Here is a 15,523-nt window from a genome sequence, read left to right on the forward strand (position 1 = left end):
TCGTGTACCCGACGTATCGACGGTGTCACTCGAACGTCACGTTGAACATGACTGACTTCCAAGGTGGACCCGACCCGACCCGGCGCCTCGACCGGTGGCGGCAGCGACGCGCGGCGCACCTGGCCGGCCTGCAGTGGCTCGGCACCGAGACCACCGGCGGGCAGCCGGTCCGCTACGTCAGCGGCGAGCTGCTCGTCGTCGACGAGCACTACGACGACGCCCGCAGGGTCGTGGAGGGCCTCGGGCACCGCGCCGCGGACGTGGCGACCGACGAGCCGCTGCCCGGGGTCCGCCGGCTGCGGGCACCCGGCCTCGACGCGGTCCGCGCGACCCGGCGGACCCGCGAACGGGCGTCCGACGGTGGCGTCGCCGGGCCCAACCACGTGCTGCTCGCGTCCCCGTACGAGCAGGGCGGCCCGTTCGGGCGGCCGGTCGCGGCGGCGGCAGCGGCGATCGACGGCTCCCCCGCCGCCGACGGCGCCGCCCGGGTCGTGGTCATGGACACCGGCGTGTGGGCCGACAGTCCCCTGCCGGCCAGCCGGTACCAGGTGGCCCAGGCCGACTACGAGACCGACGTCGACGTCGACCGGGACAACGTGATCGACTCCGACGTGGGGCACGCCAACTTCATCGCCGGCGTCGTCCTGCAGGGCACCCGCCAGGCACAGGTCCGCATCGTCAAGGTCCTCGACACGTTCGGGGTCGGCACCGAGCTGCAGCTGGCGCTGCGCATCGCCGCCCTCACCGACGTCGACGTGCTCAGCCTGTCGCTCGGGGCGTACACCGTCGACGGCGAACCGCCGGTGCTGCTGCGCTGGGCGCTCAACCGCTTCCTGCTCGGCCGGGACCGCGTCGCGGTGGCCGCCGCCGGCAACGACGGTGTCACCGACCGGCCGTTCTGGCCCGCCGGGTTCGCCGGCGCCGACGTGCCGTGGCGCCAGCAGGTCCTCGCCGTCGCCGCCCACGACGGGCAGGCGCTGTGCCCGTGGAGCAACAGCGGCCCGTGGGTGACGCTCGCCGCGCCCGGCGCCGACGTGGTCAGCACCTACATCCACCACCCCGAGTTCGGCACCGGCTGGGCCGCGTGGAGCGGCACGTCCTTCGCCACCCCGCACGTGGTCGCGCTGATCGCCGAGCACGCCGCATCGACCGGAAGCGTGCTTTCGGCGGCGAAGCAGGTGATGTCATCCTCGCCACGATCGATCGGCGGGTACGCTGCTGTGCTGTGACGGCATTCGATCCGACCATCGCCCTGATCGAAGCCGCAGACGGCGACCAGCGTGCCTGGGACGCACTCGTTGCCCGCTACTCCGGCCTGGTCTGGGCCGTCGCACGCAGCTTCCGCTTCAACGACGCCGACGCCGGCGACGTGTTCCAGGCAACCTGGTTCCGGCTGGTGGAGAAGCTCGGCCAGATCCGCAACGGTGACGGTCTCGGCTCATGGCTGGCCACGACCGCCCGCAACGAGGCGATCGACATGCTGCGCCGCCGCGGCCGCGAGTCACCGGCCGACGTCACCGAACACCTCGACCGGGCACCGTCCACCACGGACCTGCCGGAAGAGGAGGCCCTGCGCTCGGAGGAGCACCGGCTGCTGTGGCAGGCCGTGCACCGGCTGCCGGAGCGGTGCGGCCGGCTGCTGCGGGCGATGGGCGCACACCCGGCCCCGAGCTACGCGGAGCTGGGCGCGGCGCTGGACATGCCGGTCGGCAGCATCGGCCCGACCCGCGCCCGGTGCCTGGAGTCGCTCCGCGGCCTGCTCACCGGCGAACTGCCGGCCCCGGGCCTGGCGCGGCAGCGGACCATTGGTGAACGGAGGCAGGCATGACGCACCCACCCGCGGGTGAGGAGCTCGGCGAGGCGGTGACGCGGATGTTCGTGGCCGCCGACCCCGTCCCCGCCCGGCTCCTGCAGGCGGCGTCGAGCGGCCTCGCCTGGCGCGACCCCGACGCGGCCCTGGCCGCACTCCTGCTGGACAGCGCCGTCGCGGGCGCCCCTGCCGGGGTCCGGGCCGACCCCGACGACGGGCAGCCACGGGTCCTGAGCTTCGACAGCGGCGACACCGTCATCGACGTCGAGGTCATCGTCGACGGCGCCCTGGTGCGTCTGGTCGGGCAGGTGAGCCGGCCGGTCGTGGCCCCGCTCCAGGTCCGCCACACCGGCGGCGAGTGGTCCGGCGCCACCGACCACCTCGGCCGCTTCTCGGTCCCGGACCTGCCGGTCGGCCCGCTGCGCATCCGCTGGGGCCCGGCCACCCCGGACACCGCCGCGGTCACCACCGCCACGTTCCTCACCTGACCGCACGGCCGCATGAAAGCTGAGGATCCTGCCCGTCCGGGTACGTCACGTCGCGTGGCCGTTCCTGCTCCTTGTCAGCACTCGGGCGGTTCCTCGGCATCGTCGGTGTCGCAGGTCGCGGGAAAGGTGGAGAAGCCGATCCGGTTCCCGAGCGCGACCGCCGTATGCAAGCGCGCCGCCAGGAAACCTGTGTTCGCCCGGACGACGGCGGCCAGCCCGGAAAGCTCGGCGACGAACGCTCTGGACCGTGCCCAGTTCAACGGGGGGCGCCGTCGGGGGGTGAGACGCCCGACCGTGTGGCGTCGAGCAGTTCCCCGATGCGGGAGGCGAGGACCAGGTCCAGGGCGCCGTCGAAGCGGACGTCGATCGTGTCCCGGGACTGCGGGCGGGTGAGCCGGGCGGTCAGCGGTGGGGTGCCCGCGAGAGGGTACTCGAACGAGGCGCCCGGGTCGTCGAGCGCGCCGGTCAGTGCCGCCTCGTCCAGGTCGTCGTACGTGTAGCCGATGTGCCGACTGACCTGCCGGAGGAGCCACGCGACGCGGTCGCCGGCGATGCGGCCGGCGACGTGCCCGATGTCGTCGAGGTCGGCCTTCGCGGGGGTGGCCGGGCCGGGGGAGGTCAGCACGTCGCACTGCGGGTCGTAGCAGTCCATCCCGTACGCCCCGGCGAGGACCGGCAGGGCGGTGGTGGCGTGCCAGCTGAACGGGAGTGTGAGCACGACGTAGCGGTGGGCGGCGTCGGAGGGGCCCGTGCCGCGCTGCCAGTCCTGGTCGGTGTGCCACGGGCTGAGGTAGCGGGCGACGTCCGGCCAGCGGCGCACCAGCTCGGCGCGGAACGCCAGCACCCGGGGGTCCGGCACCAGGCGGCCGGGCCTGTCCTCGGCGAGCCGGTCGGCCGTGCGGCGCGGGTTGCGTGCCGCCCCGGCGGGCCAGAAGTACAGGTCGTAGCTCACCTCCGTCACCGTAGAGGTTCACAGGCCGGCCAGGAACAGCGCGCCGGCCACCAGGAGGCCGGACTCGACCAGGGTCACGAACACCTTGTCGCTGATCCGCCCGACGAGCTTCCTGCCGGCCCAGGCGCCCAGCAGTGCGGCCGGGGTCAGCGCGGCGCCGTACAGCAGCACCTCGCGGGTCAGCAGCGCGCCCGCTCCGTAGCCGGCGATCTTCGACAGGTGCAGGACCAGTGCGGCGGCGGCCTCGGTGCCGATGTACGCCGCGCGGGTCAGGCCGTACGCCAGGAAGAACGGCGCGGTGAGCGGCCCGACGGAACCCAGCAGCGCAGAGCCGAGCCCCGACGACGCGCCGACCGCCGCGAACACGCGGGCCGGTGAGCGCCGCGGCTTCGGGTCGCGCTGCGGCTTCGGGTCGCGCCGCGGCTTCGGGTCGCGCCGGCGCCACAGGACCATCGCGATGAGGAACGCGCCGAGCAGCCGTTTGAGCGGACCCAGCGGCGCGTGCGCGAGCAGCAGCCCGCCGCCGGCGGCGAACGGCACCGCGCCGAGGGCGAACCAGCCGACCAGCGGCCAGTGCACGTCGCGGCGGTTGAGCCAGACCCGGGAGCCGTTGCTCGACAGCTGGGTCAGGGTGAGGATCGGCACCGCCACCCGCAGCCCGAACAGCGCCGTGAACACCGGCAGCAGCAGGACCCCGCCACCGAACCCGGCGACCGCCGACAGCACCGCGAGGGCGAACGTGGCCCCGGAGGCGACGGCAAGAGTGACGAAAGGGTCGGACACGGCACCGGTGATTCTACCGATCCCCCCGCCCGGGCCGGCTGTTTTGATCGAAGCTCACCTATTAATCACGGCCTGGCTGCGGTGGCACCTGGCCGGCGAGGGGTTCCGCCGCACCACGGACTTCCTGAGCCCCGCCTGCACGTTCTGCGACCTCGGTGCCGTGCGGTACAAGAACTGGTGACACCGGCCGGGCGGTGCCGTCGCGTGACGGCGCCGCCCGGGTGTCCGGGTCAGCCGGCGTCGTACTCCACGGCGACGTCGAGCACCCAGGTCACGCCGAAGCGGTCCCTGAGCATGCCGTACAGCGGGGCCCATCCGGCCGGGCCGAGGTCCTGCACGACCGTCGCGCCCTCGGACAGGCCCTTCCAGTACGTCGTGAGCTCGTCGCCGTCGCCGGCCCGCACGGAGACGAAGACCGGCTTGTCGCCGGGGCTGTAGGACTGGTTGCCGGGCACGTCGTAGGCCATGACGTGGAAGCCGTTGCCGGCCTGGACCTGACCCCACATGACCTGGTCGGCCTCGGCCGGGTCGGAGACGCTGTGGGCGTCGGCATAGGTCACCAGCGTCAACTGGCCGCCGAACACGGACCGGTAGAACTCCAGCGCCGCGCGGGCGTCGCCGCGGAAGTTCAGGTGGGTCGTGGTGGTGATGCTCATGAGGGCTCCCATCGGAAGGTGTGTCACCGAGATTCGCAGGAGTAGGTGACAGGGTGTGGCACCTACTCCTGGCAGAATCGGTCGCATGCCGAAGACCTCCGCGCGGCTGCTGGCGCTGCTGTCGCTGCTGCAGGCCCGCCGGGACTGGCCGGGCACGCTGCTGGCGGAGCGCCTGGACGTCAGCCTGCGCACCGTGCGCCGCGACGTCGACCGGCTGCGTGAGCTCGGGTATCCCATCGCCGCCGTCAAGGGCCCCGACGGCGGCTACCGGCTCGGCGCCGGCGCCGAGCTCCCGCCGCTGCTGTTCGACGACGAGCAGGCCGTCGCGCTCACCGTCGCGCTGCAGGTCGCCGCCACCACCCCCGGCAACGGCCTCGCGGAGGCCGCGGCGCGGGCGTTGCACACCATCCGGCAGGTCATGCCCGCCCGGCTGCGCCGCCGCGTCGACGACCTGCACGTCACCGCCGTGGAACGCCCCGCCAGAGATGCCGCGCCGGTCGACGGCGGCGTGCTCCTGGCGATCAGCGCCGCCGTCCGCGCCCGTCAGGTGCTGCGCTTCGACTACGGTGCCGTCTCCGCGGACGTGCCGCCGCGCCGGGCCGAGCCGCACCACGTCATCACCTGGGACGGGCGCTGGTACCTCGTCGCGTGGGACCTCGACCGCGACGACTGGCGCGTCTTCCGCGCCGACCGGATCGCCCTGCGCACGCCCAACGGCCCCCGCTTCACCCCGCGCGCACTGCCCGGCGGCGACGTCGCCGGCTACGTCGTGGCCACGTTCCGCGGCTCCGCCGACGCCTCCGGCGCCTGGCCCTGCCAGGGCACGGTGATCCTCGACCTGCCCGCCGCCACCGTGGCCCGCTACACCCGCGACGGCGTCGTCGAGGACCTCGGCGCCGGCCGCTGCCGGCTCACTCTCGGGTCATGGTCGTGGCCCGGCCTCGCCGCCGCCGTCGCCCGGTTCGACGCCGACATCGACGTCGTCGGCCCCGAGGACCTCGCGCACGCCTTCGCCCACCTCGCCCGCCGCTTCACCGGCACCGCCGACCGGTTCATCGGCGCACGCCACCGGCGCGATCCACCACGGGGAGCACAACGCGAGCGGTGACGCCGAGACCGTACGCAACGTCGACGTCCTGCCTGGGAACGGCGGAGATGCTCGACGTGTTCTGTCGCGGCACGGTGCGGCGGGCGACACGGTATGCGGTCGGGCTCACCCTTCGCGCTCGACCCGGCCACCGGCGCGACCCGCTGCGCGCCGACGTCGACGACTTCGACGCCGACGACGTGGTCCTCGCGAGTCGACGTTGGTGATCGGCCGCCGGCGGCGCCGGCCACGTCACCGGCCGTGCCACGCCAGCGGATCAGATCACCGGTGGTGTACAGGATGTCGGGGTGCTGCGGGCCGAGGTGCTGCCGGGCCTCGGCGTGCAGCTGCCGGAAGTAGCGGACGGCGTCGGCGACCAGGCCGACCTCGCCGAGGCTGTTGCCCGCCGTGCGGAGCACCGGATGCACGCCGGCGTCGCGGTCCCACAACAGCGGGCCGGCGTTGTCGTGCAGGGCCGCCGTGCTGGCGCGCAGCAGCTGCCCGAGCGCGGCGTCGTGCTCCGCCGCCTGCCACACCGCGTCCAGGACGTCCGCGGCGGTGACGGCCGGCCCGGAGCGCAGCTCGCCCGGAGTTGCCTCACGGACCGCCCGCTGCACCAGCGCGTGGACACCGACGGTACCGGCCGCGGCGTCGAGGTTGACCAGGTTGAGCCGGTGCAACCCATGCAGGGCGTCGGTGACGTCGTCCCCGTCGCACTCGTGGCCGCGCCGCCGCCCGAGATACGTCAGCGCCGCCGGGACGGTGAACGCCGCGATGGGCACGGCGTTCGGGTCGACCAGCGCGGCGAGCTCCAGGACCGGCTTGGCGAGCCCCACGGGCGTGAAGGTGTCCACCAGCTCGACCGACAGCGACCAGGTCACGGCGATGGTCGCCCTGTGCTCATCGGGCAGCGCCGGCGGCTCCGGCACGAGATCGGCGAGCTGCATGCGCCGGTCCGCGACGCGGCGACGGTACTCGGCGCAGCCCAGCCCGCGGTCCAGCATGAACGCGGCGGCCTGGGACAGCGCCAGCGGCAGCAGGCCCAGATCGGCGGCGAGAAGCTCGGCGTCCGCCGCCCGGTCGGGACTGCCGGCGAGCTTCTCGCGCAGGTAGCCCACCGCCTCCGCCTCGGTGAACAGGCCCACCGTGAGCAGGTGCCGTCCGGCGGTCAGCGCGTGGTCGCGGCGGCGGGTGGTCACGACGGTGCGACCGTGCCCGGTCACCGGCGGCCACAGGCCGTTGAGGTCGCTGGGATCGGCGAGGTCGTCCAGGATGATCAGCCAGGACCGGCCGTGCGACCCGGCGAGCCATCCCAGGAGCCGGGTCGCCCCGGCGGCGGGATCGTCGGCGACGATCCCGGTGACGTCCGCGGCCGCGGCTGCGTAGGTCGCCTGGATGCTGTCGCGGGAGGTGGCAGACACCCAGATCAGCAGGTCGACCTGGCCCCGGTCCCACCTGCGATGCGCCGCGGCGGCGGCGAGCTGCGTCTTGCCGACCCCGCCCAGCCCGGACAGCACGAACGCCGGCACCGCACCGGCATCGGCGGCCAGCGCCGCGTCCAGGTCCAGGTCGGCCGGGCGCTGCTGGCGGCAGTGCACCAGCGGCGGCACCGCACCGGCCCGCACCGGCCAGGCGGTCTCCCTCGGCGCGAGGTGGAACGCGTTGTGCTGCGTGTTGTGGTCGCCGACCTGCACCCCGCGGGCGCCTCGGGCGTCGACGACGGTCGGCTTCCGGGAGTCCATCCGGCCTCCGCCTGGTCAGGGGTGGGCGTTCGGACAACTGCTGACGGACAGGGTCTCAGTGTGCGGCTGGCACGGTAGTGCCCTCGATGGCCGGCAGGTGCAGCGCGGCGTCGTCCAGCCGCAGCCCGGTGAGCACGGCGCGCCATTGCCGGTGGTACTCCACTGCGGCGGCCTCGTCGCCGGACGCGGCCGAGACCCGTTCGAGGCGGGCCAGGCCGCGGGCGGTCTGCACCGCGGCGCCGATGCGTTGCCAGATGTCCACGGCGTGCCGCAGCGCGGTGACCGCGTCCGGCCAGCGGCCCTCGGCGGCGGCCAGGTCACCGGCGGCGCGCAGGGTCTCGGCGAGTCCGTCGGGGCGGTCGAGCTTCTGGTGTCCCGCCAGCGCCCGGTCCAGCCGCTGCGCCGCCTCGGCCAGCCGGCCCTGCCCGACGGCCACGTCGGCGAGTGCCTGCTCGACGTACGCCGTGCCGAGATCGTCGCCGACCGCGAGGCTTGTCCGCATCGCCGCGGTGAGCGCGCGCTCGGCGTCGTCGAGCCGGCCGGCGGCGGTGAGCGCCAGGCCGTAGTGGTAGCGGCGCAACGCGGTCCGCAGCGAACCGTCCGCGACCTCGTCGACGGCGAGCGCCTCCTCCAGCACCGACACGGCCGTCGCGGCGTCGCCGGTGTCCCAGCGGGCGAAGCCGAGGCTGTCCAGGCTGTCGCTGAGCAGCGCGCCCGCCACCGCCCCGCCGCGGGCCGTCGCCACCGCCCGTTCCAGGTGGTCGAAGGCCTCGTCGAACCGTCCGAGGCGCAGCGCGGCGAGCCCGGCGTTGCGCAGGGCGAGCACCTGCAGCTCCGCGTCGCCGAGCGCGCACGCGACGGCCAACTGCTCGGCCGCGACGGCGGGCAGCCGGGCGTGCTCGTCGCGCTGCAGGTGGGCCTTGAACAGCCCGTCGAGCAGCCGGGCCAGCAGCCGGTCCGATCCGGTGGCCCGCACGCCCGAGATCGCCGTGTGCAGCGTGTGCTCCCAGTCGTCGGTGTAGCACCGGTTGCCCAGGAAGGTCGACATCCGCAGGGCGAGCGCACCGGCGACGTCCGGCAGGTGCGAGCGGCCGGCCTGGTCGACGGCCGCGACCAGCCCGGCACGTTCGGTCTCGAACCAGTCCAGGGCGCCGGCGCGTACCGCCCGCACGCCGTCCTCCGGCGGTGGTGCGACGCTCAGGCCCGGGCCGCCGGTGGCGTCTCCCAGCAGCTTGTCGGCCTCGCCGGCCAGCGCGAGCCAGCCGTCGAGCAGCCGGTGCAGCGCCCGGTCCCGTTCGGCCACCGCCTCGTCGAGGGGGTGGCGTTCCCGGGCGTACTCGGCGACCAGCTCGTGCAGCCGGTACCGGTCCTGCCCGGCGGCGTCGCGGCCCAGCGGCTCGACCAGGTGGACCTCCGTGAGCCGGTCCAGCAGCGTCCGGGCGTGCCGGGCCGGCGTGTCCAGCAGCGCCTGCGCGGCCCACGCCGGCCAGTCGGCGGCGACCAGGCCCAGCCGCAGGAACAGTTGCCGCGCCTCGGCGGGCAGCGCGTCGCAGCTCAGCGCGATGCTGGCCCGCACGTCGAGGTCGCCGACCGCCAGTTCGTCCAGCCGGCCCGCTGCGCGGCCAGGCGCCGGCGCAGCTCCTCGAGGGTCGCGTCGGGCCGCACGGCGAGCCGGGCCGCCACGATGCACACCGCGAGCGGCGGCCACCGCAGAGCCGCACGATCTCGTGCGCCGCGGCCAGGTCGGCGGCGACGCGTGCCTCACCGGCGCCGGTGGCGAGCAGCCGGACCGCGTCGCCGGCAGATAGTGCCGGCACCACGAACCGGGCCACGTGCAGCAGCGCCGCCAGTTGCCGCCGCGAGGTCACCACGGCCCCGCCGGTGCCGGGCAGCAGGGGTCGCACCTGCGCCTCGTCGGCGGCGTCGTCTAGCACCACCAGCATCCGGCCGCCGGCGACGTGGCTGCGGTACAGCGCGATGCGTTCCTCAGGGTCCGCGGGCGTGTCCGCGCCGGGCACGCCCAGCGCCCGCAGGAACCGCTCCAGGACCCGGAACGGGTCGGCCGGGGTGTCGTGGCTGCCCCGCAGGTCGGCGTACAGCTGCCCGTCCGGGTACACCGTGCTCAGCCGGTGCGCCGCGGCCACGGCCAGTCCGCTCTTGCCGACCCCGCCGGGGCCGACCAGCAGCACGACCGGCGGGGCGGCGGCGGTGTCGTCGAGCCGCTCGACGACCTGTTCGAGCAGCGGGCCCCGCCCCGACAGCTCGACCGCCGGCGGCAGCTGCCGCGGCACCGGCCGCGCGGCCGGCGCGTCCACCTGCCGTCCCCGCAGGATGAACCGCTCCGTCCCGCGCAGCAGAGGACCCGGCTCCACCCCGATGTCGTCGACGAGACGCCGGTACGCGCGGCGGTAGACGGCGAGCGCCTCGGCCCGGCGACCCGCACCGGCCAGCGCCAGCATCTGCTGGCGGTACAGCCGTTCCGCGTACGGATGCGCGGCCACCAGCGGCTCGACCTCGCGCAGCACGGTGTCGTGGTCGCCGAGCGCGAGCGCGGCGTCCAGCTTCAGCTCGGCCGCCGCGAGCCGCTCCCGGTGCAGCGCCTCGCGGGCCTCCCCGGCGGACGGGCCGTCGAGGTCGGCGAGCGCCGGTCCGCGCCACAGCGACAGCGCGCGGTCCAGCAGCGCCACCGCCGCGGTGTGGTCGCCCGCCTCGGCCGCGGCCCGGCCCCGCCCGGCGAGCCCCCGGAACTCCACCAGGTCCAGCCGGTGCATGCCCAGGCGCAGCGTGTACCCGGTGGGGCGGGTCTCGATCAGCGCCGGATCCTCGGCACGGAACCGGCGGCGCAGCCCGCTGACCAGGTTGTGCAGCTGGGCCTTCGCGGATCCCGGTGGGTGCTGCCACAGCCTGGCGATGAGCAGGTCGGTGGTGCTCAACCGGTCGGCGTCGATGAGCAGCGAGGCGAGCACCAGCCGCGCGCGCCCGCTCCCGGCGGGCAGGAGCCGGCCCTGCGCACGGACCTCGACCGGTCCCAGAACTGCGAACTCCACAGGCCATTGATACCGCACCGACGGCGCTAACAAGCCGCTAACAACGACCGGATCGCGGCGTCGAAGCTCCGTTACGCTCGCCGACGTCCCATGGGTCGAGAGAACGGTGAGAGATTTCGTGTCGACGGACGCAGGCCCGTGCTACGTCGGCCCGGCGGACGCACTGCAGCGCTACGAGCTCGTGGAACGGCGCGCCGCCGGCGGCGAGGGCGAGGTCTGGCTCGCTCGTGAGCATCACGGCGCCGAGTCGTTCCGGTACGCGGTGAAGATGATCCGGATCGATGACGACTCGGTCGCCGAGCGCCAGTTCGAGGATCTGCGGCTGCAGGCGGCGCTCGCCACGCAGGTGGAGCATCCGGCGCTGGTGAAGGTGAAGGAGGTCTTCATCGGCGCGCCGCCGCACGCCGCGGGCGAGGACGCTCCCTCCGGCCGCCGCCTCTACTTCGTGATGAAGTGGATCGAGGGGCGCAACCTGCAGGAGGCGCTGGAGCGGGGCGAGGTCCGCGGACTCGACGTGCTGGCGCCGCTGGAGCGCGTCGCCGAGGCGGTCGACCACCTGCACAGCGGACGGGACACCGACGGCGCCGCGGTGATCCACCGCGACATCAAGCCCGCGAACGTCCTGCTCGCCACCGACGGCCGGGTGTACCTCGTGGACTTCGGGCTGGTCCGGCTGCGCAGCACCGACCGGACCTCACGGATCTTCGGCACCGCGCCGTTCATGGCGCCGGAGTCCCTCGCCCGCGGCGAGTACACCCCGGCCACGGACCGGTACACGCTGGGCGCGACGGTCTACTACGCGGTGACCGGCGAGGCCCCGGTGCCCGGTGACGTGGACGGCATGGCCCAGCGGCTCGCGGCGGCGCTCGGGCCGGGCAACGACCGGGAGGTCCGTGGCATCCTCGCGATGCTCTCGACCCGCCCCGACGCGCGCCCGGCGTCGGCCGCCGGCTGGATCCGCGCACTGCGGGCGGCGCCGCTGCAGACCACCGCCGGGCCGGGGCTTGCGGCGCTGCCACCCACCACCGGCCCGAACCTCTCCACGCCGCACACCACCGGCCCGAGCCTCTCCGCGCCGTCCACCACCGGTCCGGGCCTTTCCGCGCCGCACACCACCGGCCCGTGGCGCTCCGTGCCGCCCATCACCGGCCCGGGGCCTTCCGGGCCGCCCGGGTACCCCTTGCCGCCGGGCTCGTTCAGCGGCGCGCCGGCATCGCCCCGGCCGGTCGGCTATCCGATGCCGCCGTCCACCGGTGGGCAGCCCGGCGCCGCGCCGGCGAAGAGCAGCACCGGCAAGGTCCTGCTCGTGGTCGGCGGCGTGGTGCTGCTGGCCGTCGCCGGCTGCTGCTTCTTCGTGAACAAGCTGGGTTCGGCCGTCGACGGGCTCGGCGGCGGGCCCGGCGCCGACGGCCGGCCCGGCGCCACCCGCTCATTCGACAAGAGCAGGCCGCCGCCACCGGTGACGGAGCTGCGCTCGGCGCTGGTGTCGGTCGGCGACATCGCCACGGTCATGAGGGTCGCGCCCGACTCGGTCGACACCCGGTCCGACAGCTCCTGGCTGCAGGGTGGACTGTCCAAGCTCAAGCTCTGCGCCGACGGCGCGGTGGCCGGGGACGCCATCGCCGGCGCCGAGACGAACACGTTCAAGGCGTCCAGCGCCCAGGGGTACCCGTACGTGAGCTCGGCGGTCGCGGGCTTCTACAGCGACGAGGCGAAGGCCTTCTTCGGTGCGCTGCGCACCACGGCCGGACGCTGCGGCTGGTCGGAGATGCAGACCGCGAAGCTCGGCGAGGAGAGCCTCGGCGTCTTCACCGACGGCGGCGACAGCAGCAAGCTCGCCATCGTCTTCGTCCGCAGCGGTCAGGTGGTCATCGAGGTGGCGGTGACCGGGGCGTACTTCCTGGGCGACACCCGCGGCAGCTACCAGTCCGACGCGATCCAGCTCGCCACGGCGATGGCGAAGCGGCTGCCGAAGGCCGGCCCGTGACCGGGACGGCGCTGCTGATCGGCACCCCCGACGGGGAACGCCGGATCGGTCCGGAGGAGGAGGTCCTGCGCATCGGCCGGGACCCGCTGTGCCGCATCGTGGTCGAGGACCCCCGGGTGTCCCGTGAACACGTCGAGCTGCGGTTCCGGGGCGGCGGCTGGCGGCTGCGCGACCTGGGCAGCCGCAACGGGACCTACGCCGCGGGCGCGCGGGTGGACGAGCTCGACCTCGCGCGGCCGTGCCAGATCCGGCTGGGCGCGCCCGACGGGCCCACGCTCACCCTGCGTCCGGAGCCGGCCGCGCCGCCGCCGACGGTCGCCGCCGCTTCCGCACCGGGCACGGCCGCGTCCGGGCCGCGGTTCGAGGCGGGCCGGGTGCCCTCCGCGACCTACCGCGCCGCGCACCGCACACGGATCGGGCGCGCCCCGGACAACGACATCGTCCTGGCCGACCTGCAGGTGTCGCGGCACCACGCGGACCTGTTGCGCACCGGGGCGGGGCTGAAGCTCGTCGACCTCGGCACCCGCAACGGCACGTTCGTCAACGGCCGCCGGGTCAGCGACGCCGACCTGCGCTCCGGCGACCTGCTGTCGTTCGGACGGCACCAACTCGTCGTGGACGGCACGCAGCTTCGGGAGTACGTCGACACCGGCCGGGTCTCGCTGCGGGTGGACGGGCTCGGCGTCACGGTCGCCGGTGGCAAGCGGCTGCTGGACAACGTCGGGTTCGAGCTCGGCGAGTGCCGCCTGCTGGCCGTCGTCGGCCCGAGCGGCGCCGGCAAGTCGACGCTGCTGGGCGCGTTGACCGGATACCGCCCGGCGAACGAGGGCGCGGTCGTCTACCAGGGCCGCGACCTCTACGCCGAGTACGACGACCTGCGCCAGCGGATCGGTCTGGTCCCGCAGGACGACATCCTGCACGCCGCGCTGAGCGTGCGGCGGGCCCTGCGGTACGCGGCCGCGCTGCGCTTCGGCACCGACGTCACCGCCGCCGAGCGGGAGCAGCGCATCGACGAGGTGATCGGCCAGCTCGGCCTGACCGGCCAGGCGGACCAGCGGATCGACACCCTGTCCGGCGGCCAGCGCAAACGCACGTCGGTGGCGCTGGAACTGCTCACCGAGCCGTCGCTGCTGTTCCTCGACGAGCCGACCTCCGGGCTCGACCCGTCACTGGACCGGGATGTGATGGTGAGCCTGCGGGACCTCGCCGACCGTGGCCGGACCGTCGTCGTGGTCACCCACAGCCCGCTGCACCTCAACGTCTGCGATCGGGTGCTGGTGCTCGGGCGGGGCGGCAAGGTCGCCTACTTCGGGCCGCCCGGCGACCTGCTGCCGTTCTTCGGCGCCGACGAGTACGCCGACGTCTTCAAGCAGGTGTACGACGACCCGGACGGCTGGGCCGCGCGGTACGCCGTCACGGTGACCCCGCACCCCGCCGGGGCCCCCGGCCCGGCGGCGCCGCAGACGCCACCGGCGCAGGCGCCGCCGCCCCGGCAGAGCTGGTGGCGGCAGCTGGCGATCCTGACCCGGCGGATGGCCGCGGTGACCCTCGCGGACCGGATGTACGCGGCCCTGCTGCTCGGGTTGCCGCTGGGCCTCGCCGCTCTGCTGTACGTGATCCCCGGCGACGACGGGTTCGCCCGCCCGGACAACCCGCTCGGGCGCAGCGCCGAGGCGTCGCAGCTGGCGGTCGTGCTCATCATCGGGGCGGTGTTCTTCGGACTTGCCGGCGGTGTGCGGGAACTGGTCCGGGAACGCCCCATCTACCGCCGGGAACGCGCGGTCGGGCTCGCGCCGGGCGCGTATCTCGGCTCGAAGGTGCTCGTGTTCGCCGCGGTCAACGGGGTACAGGCGGCGCTGTTCGTGCTCGTCGGCCTCGCCGGGCGGCCCGGGGCGCAGGACGCGCTGGCGCTGCGCTGGCCGCTGCTGGAGCTGATCGTGGTCGTGTGGCTGACCGCGCTGGCCTCGACCGTGACCGGCCTGCTGGTCAGCGCGTACGTCTCCACCGGTGAGCAGACGATGCCGATCCTCGTGGGGTTGGTGATGGCGCAGCTGGTGCTGTGCGGCGGCCTGTTCGCGGTGGTCGGACGTGCGGGCGTCGAGCAGCTGTCGTGGCTGGCCCCGGCCCGGTGGGGGTACGCCGCAGCGGCCGCCACCGTCGACCTGCGCGCGCTGGAGCTGAACCCGAGCGCCGACGCGTTGTGGCGGCACACCGCCGCGGCGTGGTGGTGGGCGATGGGCGTCCTCGCGGTGCAGGCCGTGGCGGTCGCCGGCGCCGGCCGGTGGGCACTGCGGCGCCACGAGCCGGGCCGCTGACCGGCCGGAAGAGGAGGCACCGGTGCGACGCAAGACGGACGACGGGCAGCACACCGCCCTGCGCGAGGGCTGGGACAGCGCGTGCCGGCTGTACGGGTACCTCGACGCCGGCGGTGACCTGACCGGGCTGCCGCCGGGCGCGGTCAGGCTGAACCCGGACGAGGTGGCCTACGGCGACGCCCTGCTCGGCTACGCCCGCTTCTACGGGACCACGGCGACGTATCAGCAGAGCAGCACCCTGCTGCTGGGCTCCGCGACGTTCGTGGCCGCCGGGCTGGCCGCGAACGCGATCGCGAACTCGTCGGCCCGGCAGCGCGCGCAGGCCCAGGCGGCACACCAGTGGCGCGACCACGCGACCGTCCGCACCATCCTCACCAGCCAGCGCCTGCTCTGCGACTACCGCGGGCAGTGGCTGAGCTTCTGGCACACGGGCGTCGTGGAGCTCCAGGGCGACGTGGCGCAATGGCTGTTCGTGCTGCGCTACGAGGTCGGCGACCCGCTCATGCTGCACGGCCCGGCGGCACCGTGGTTCGCGGTGAGCGTCGCCCGGCTGGTGTACGGCCGTGGCGGCCTGCAACTGCCGGCCCTCGCCCCGCTGGCCCGCGCGGTCGCCGCGGCGACCGGCCCTCGGGCGCTGCCCCCGGCGTAGCGGCGCC

The 15,523-nt window shown here is 74.9% G+C and carries 13 protein-coding genes and 2 pseudogenes; 7 read left to right on the forward strand and 8 right to left on the reverse strand.

The features are described from left to right. Nucleotides 1-47: 47 nt before the first annotated feature. Genes OHA72_RS58410 through OHA72_RS58420 form a run of 3 tightly spaced genes read left to right on the forward strand, consistent with a single transcriptional unit; the run spans nt 48 to nt 2,298 of the window. Nucleotides 48-1,229: a S8 family peptidase gene (locus OHA72_RS58410; protein ID WP_327004720.1), complete on the forward strand. Its 1,182-nt coding sequence runs from the start codon at nt 48-50 to the stop codon at nt 1,227-1,229. Further along, nucleotides 1,226-1,828: an RNA polymerase sigma factor gene (locus OHA72_RS58415; protein ID WP_327004721.1), complete on the forward strand. Its 603-nt coding sequence runs from the start codon at nt 1,226-1,228 to the stop codon at nt 1,826-1,828. Before OHA72_RS58410 ends, OHA72_RS58415 begins: the two co-directional genes overlap by 4 nt. Then, entirely contained in the window at nt 1,825-2,298 is a 474-nt protein-coding gene (locus OHA72_RS58420; RefSeq protein ID WP_327004722.1) for a hypothetical protein, read from the forward strand. Before OHA72_RS58415 ends, OHA72_RS58420 begins: the two co-directional genes overlap by 4 nt. A 74-nt stretch (nt 2,299-2,372) precedes the next feature. Here the strand turns inward: OHA72_RS58420 and OHA72_RS58425 are convergent, their stop codons facing one another. The 4 genes from OHA72_RS58425 to OHA72_RS58440 form a co-directional block, all read right to left on the reverse strand. Then, nucleotides 2,373-2,558, reverse strand: coding sequence for a hypothetical protein (locus tag OHA72_RS58425; RefSeq protein ID WP_327004723.1), 186 nt, complete (start codon nt 2,556-2,558; stop codon nt 2,373-2,375). After that, nucleotides 2,555-3,250, reverse strand: coding sequence for a hypothetical protein (locus tag OHA72_RS58430; RefSeq protein WP_327004724.1), 696 nt, complete (start codon nt 3,248-3,250; stop codon nt 2,555-2,557). The genes OHA72_RS58425 and OHA72_RS58430 overlap by 4 nt, the downstream gene beginning before the upstream one ends. A gap of 18 nt (nt 3,251-3,268) precedes the next feature. Next, nucleotides 3,269-4,033: a sulfite exporter TauE/SafE family protein gene (locus OHA72_RS58435; protein WP_327004725.1), complete on the reverse strand. Its 765-nt coding sequence runs from the start codon at nt 4,031-4,033 to the stop codon at nt 3,269-3,271. A 230-nt stretch (nt 4,034-4,263) separates the two neighbouring features. After that, a complete protein-coding gene (locus tag OHA72_RS58440) occupies nt 4,264-4,689 on the reverse strand; it encodes a VOC family protein (RefSeq protein WP_327004726.1) in 426 nt (141 codons plus the stop codon). An 85-nt stretch (nt 4,690-4,774) separates the two neighbouring features. On the opposite strand from OHA72_RS58440, the gene OHA72_RS58445 reads away from it, so the two are divergent. Next, complete coding sequence (locus tag OHA72_RS58445) at nt 4,775-5,797, forward strand: helix-turn-helix transcriptional regulator (RefSeq protein WP_327004727.1); 1,023 nt, start codon at nt 4,775-4,777, stop codon at nt 5,795-5,797. A gap of 1,151 nt (nt 5,798-6,948) precedes the next feature. On the opposite strand, the pseudogene OHA72_RS58450 reads toward OHA72_RS58445, so the two are convergent. The 4 genes and pseudogenes from OHA72_RS58450 to OHA72_RS65410 all read right to left on the reverse strand — a co-directional run. Continuing rightward, nucleotides 6,949-7,518: pseudogene (locus tag OHA72_RS58450) on the reverse strand (NB-ARC domain-containing protein); the annotation flags it as partial. A gap of 55 nt (nt 7,519-7,573) precedes the next feature. Further along, on the reverse strand, nt 7,574-9,094 hold the full coding sequence (locus tag OHA72_RS58455; protein ID WP_327004728.1) for a tetratricopeptide repeat protein: 1,521 nt from the start codon (nt 9,092-9,094) through the stop codon (nt 7,574-7,576). Beyond that, on the reverse strand, nt 9,073-9,201 hold the full coding sequence (locus tag OHA72_RS58460; RefSeq protein WP_327004729.1) for a hypothetical protein: 129 nt from the start codon (nt 9,199-9,201) through the stop codon (nt 9,073-9,075). The genes OHA72_RS58455 and OHA72_RS58460 overlap by 22 nt, the downstream gene beginning before the upstream one ends. A gap of 704 nt (nt 9,202-9,905) precedes the next feature. Continuing rightward, nucleotides 9,906-10,289 (reverse strand): annotated as a pseudogene (locus OHA72_RS65410) (AfsR/SARP family transcriptional regulator); the annotation flags it as partial. A gap of 394 nt (nt 10,290-10,683) precedes the next feature. Here OHA72_RS65410 and OHA72_RS58470 point away from each other — a divergent pair. Genes OHA72_RS58470 through OHA72_RS58480 form a run of 3 tightly spaced genes read left to right on the forward strand, consistent with a single transcriptional unit; the run spans nt 10,684 to nt 15,516 of the window. Next, nucleotides 10,684-12,552, forward strand: coding sequence for a serine/threonine-protein kinase (locus OHA72_RS58470; RefSeq protein ID WP_327004731.1), 1,869 nt, complete (start codon nt 10,684-10,686; stop codon nt 12,550-12,552). After that, the gene (locus OHA72_RS58475) at nt 12,549-14,867 is read left to right on the forward strand and encodes an FHA domain-containing protein (RefSeq protein ID WP_327004732.1); all 2,319 of its coding nucleotides are present in this window, start codon (nt 12,549-12,551) and stop codon (nt 14,865-14,867) included. The genes OHA72_RS58470 and OHA72_RS58475 overlap by 4 nt, the downstream gene beginning before the upstream one ends. Before the next feature lie 22 nt (nt 14,868-14,889). Beyond that, nucleotides 14,890-15,516, forward strand: a complete 627-nt coding sequence (locus tag OHA72_RS58480; protein WP_327004733.1) for a hypothetical protein — start codon at nt 14,890-14,892, stop codon at nt 15,514-15,516. Nucleotides 15,517-15,523 lie beyond the last annotated feature (7 nt).

This window comes from Dactylosporangium sp. NBC_01737 (assembly GCF_035963215.1).
In the GTDB taxonomy this organism is placed as follows: Bacteria; Actinomycetota; Actinomycetes; order Mycobacteriales; family Micromonosporaceae; genus Dactylosporangium.

Coding starts and splice junctions, on each gene's coding strand:
- OHA72_RS58410 (WP_327004720.1), top strand. CDS start 48: ATGACTGACTTCCAAGGTGGACCCGACCCGACCCGGCGCCTCGACCGG.
- OHA72_RS58440 (WP_327004726.1), bottom strand. CDS start 4,689: ATGAGCATCACCACCACGACCCACCTGAACTTCCGCGGCGACGCCCGC.
- OHA72_RS58420 (WP_327004722.1), top strand. CDS start 1,825: ATGACGCACCCACCCGCGGGTGAGGAGCTCGGCGAGGCGGTGACGCGG.
- OHA72_RS58445 (WP_327004727.1), top strand. CDS start 4,775: ATGCCGAAGACCTCCGCGCGGCTGCTGGCGCTGCTGTCGCTGCTGCAG.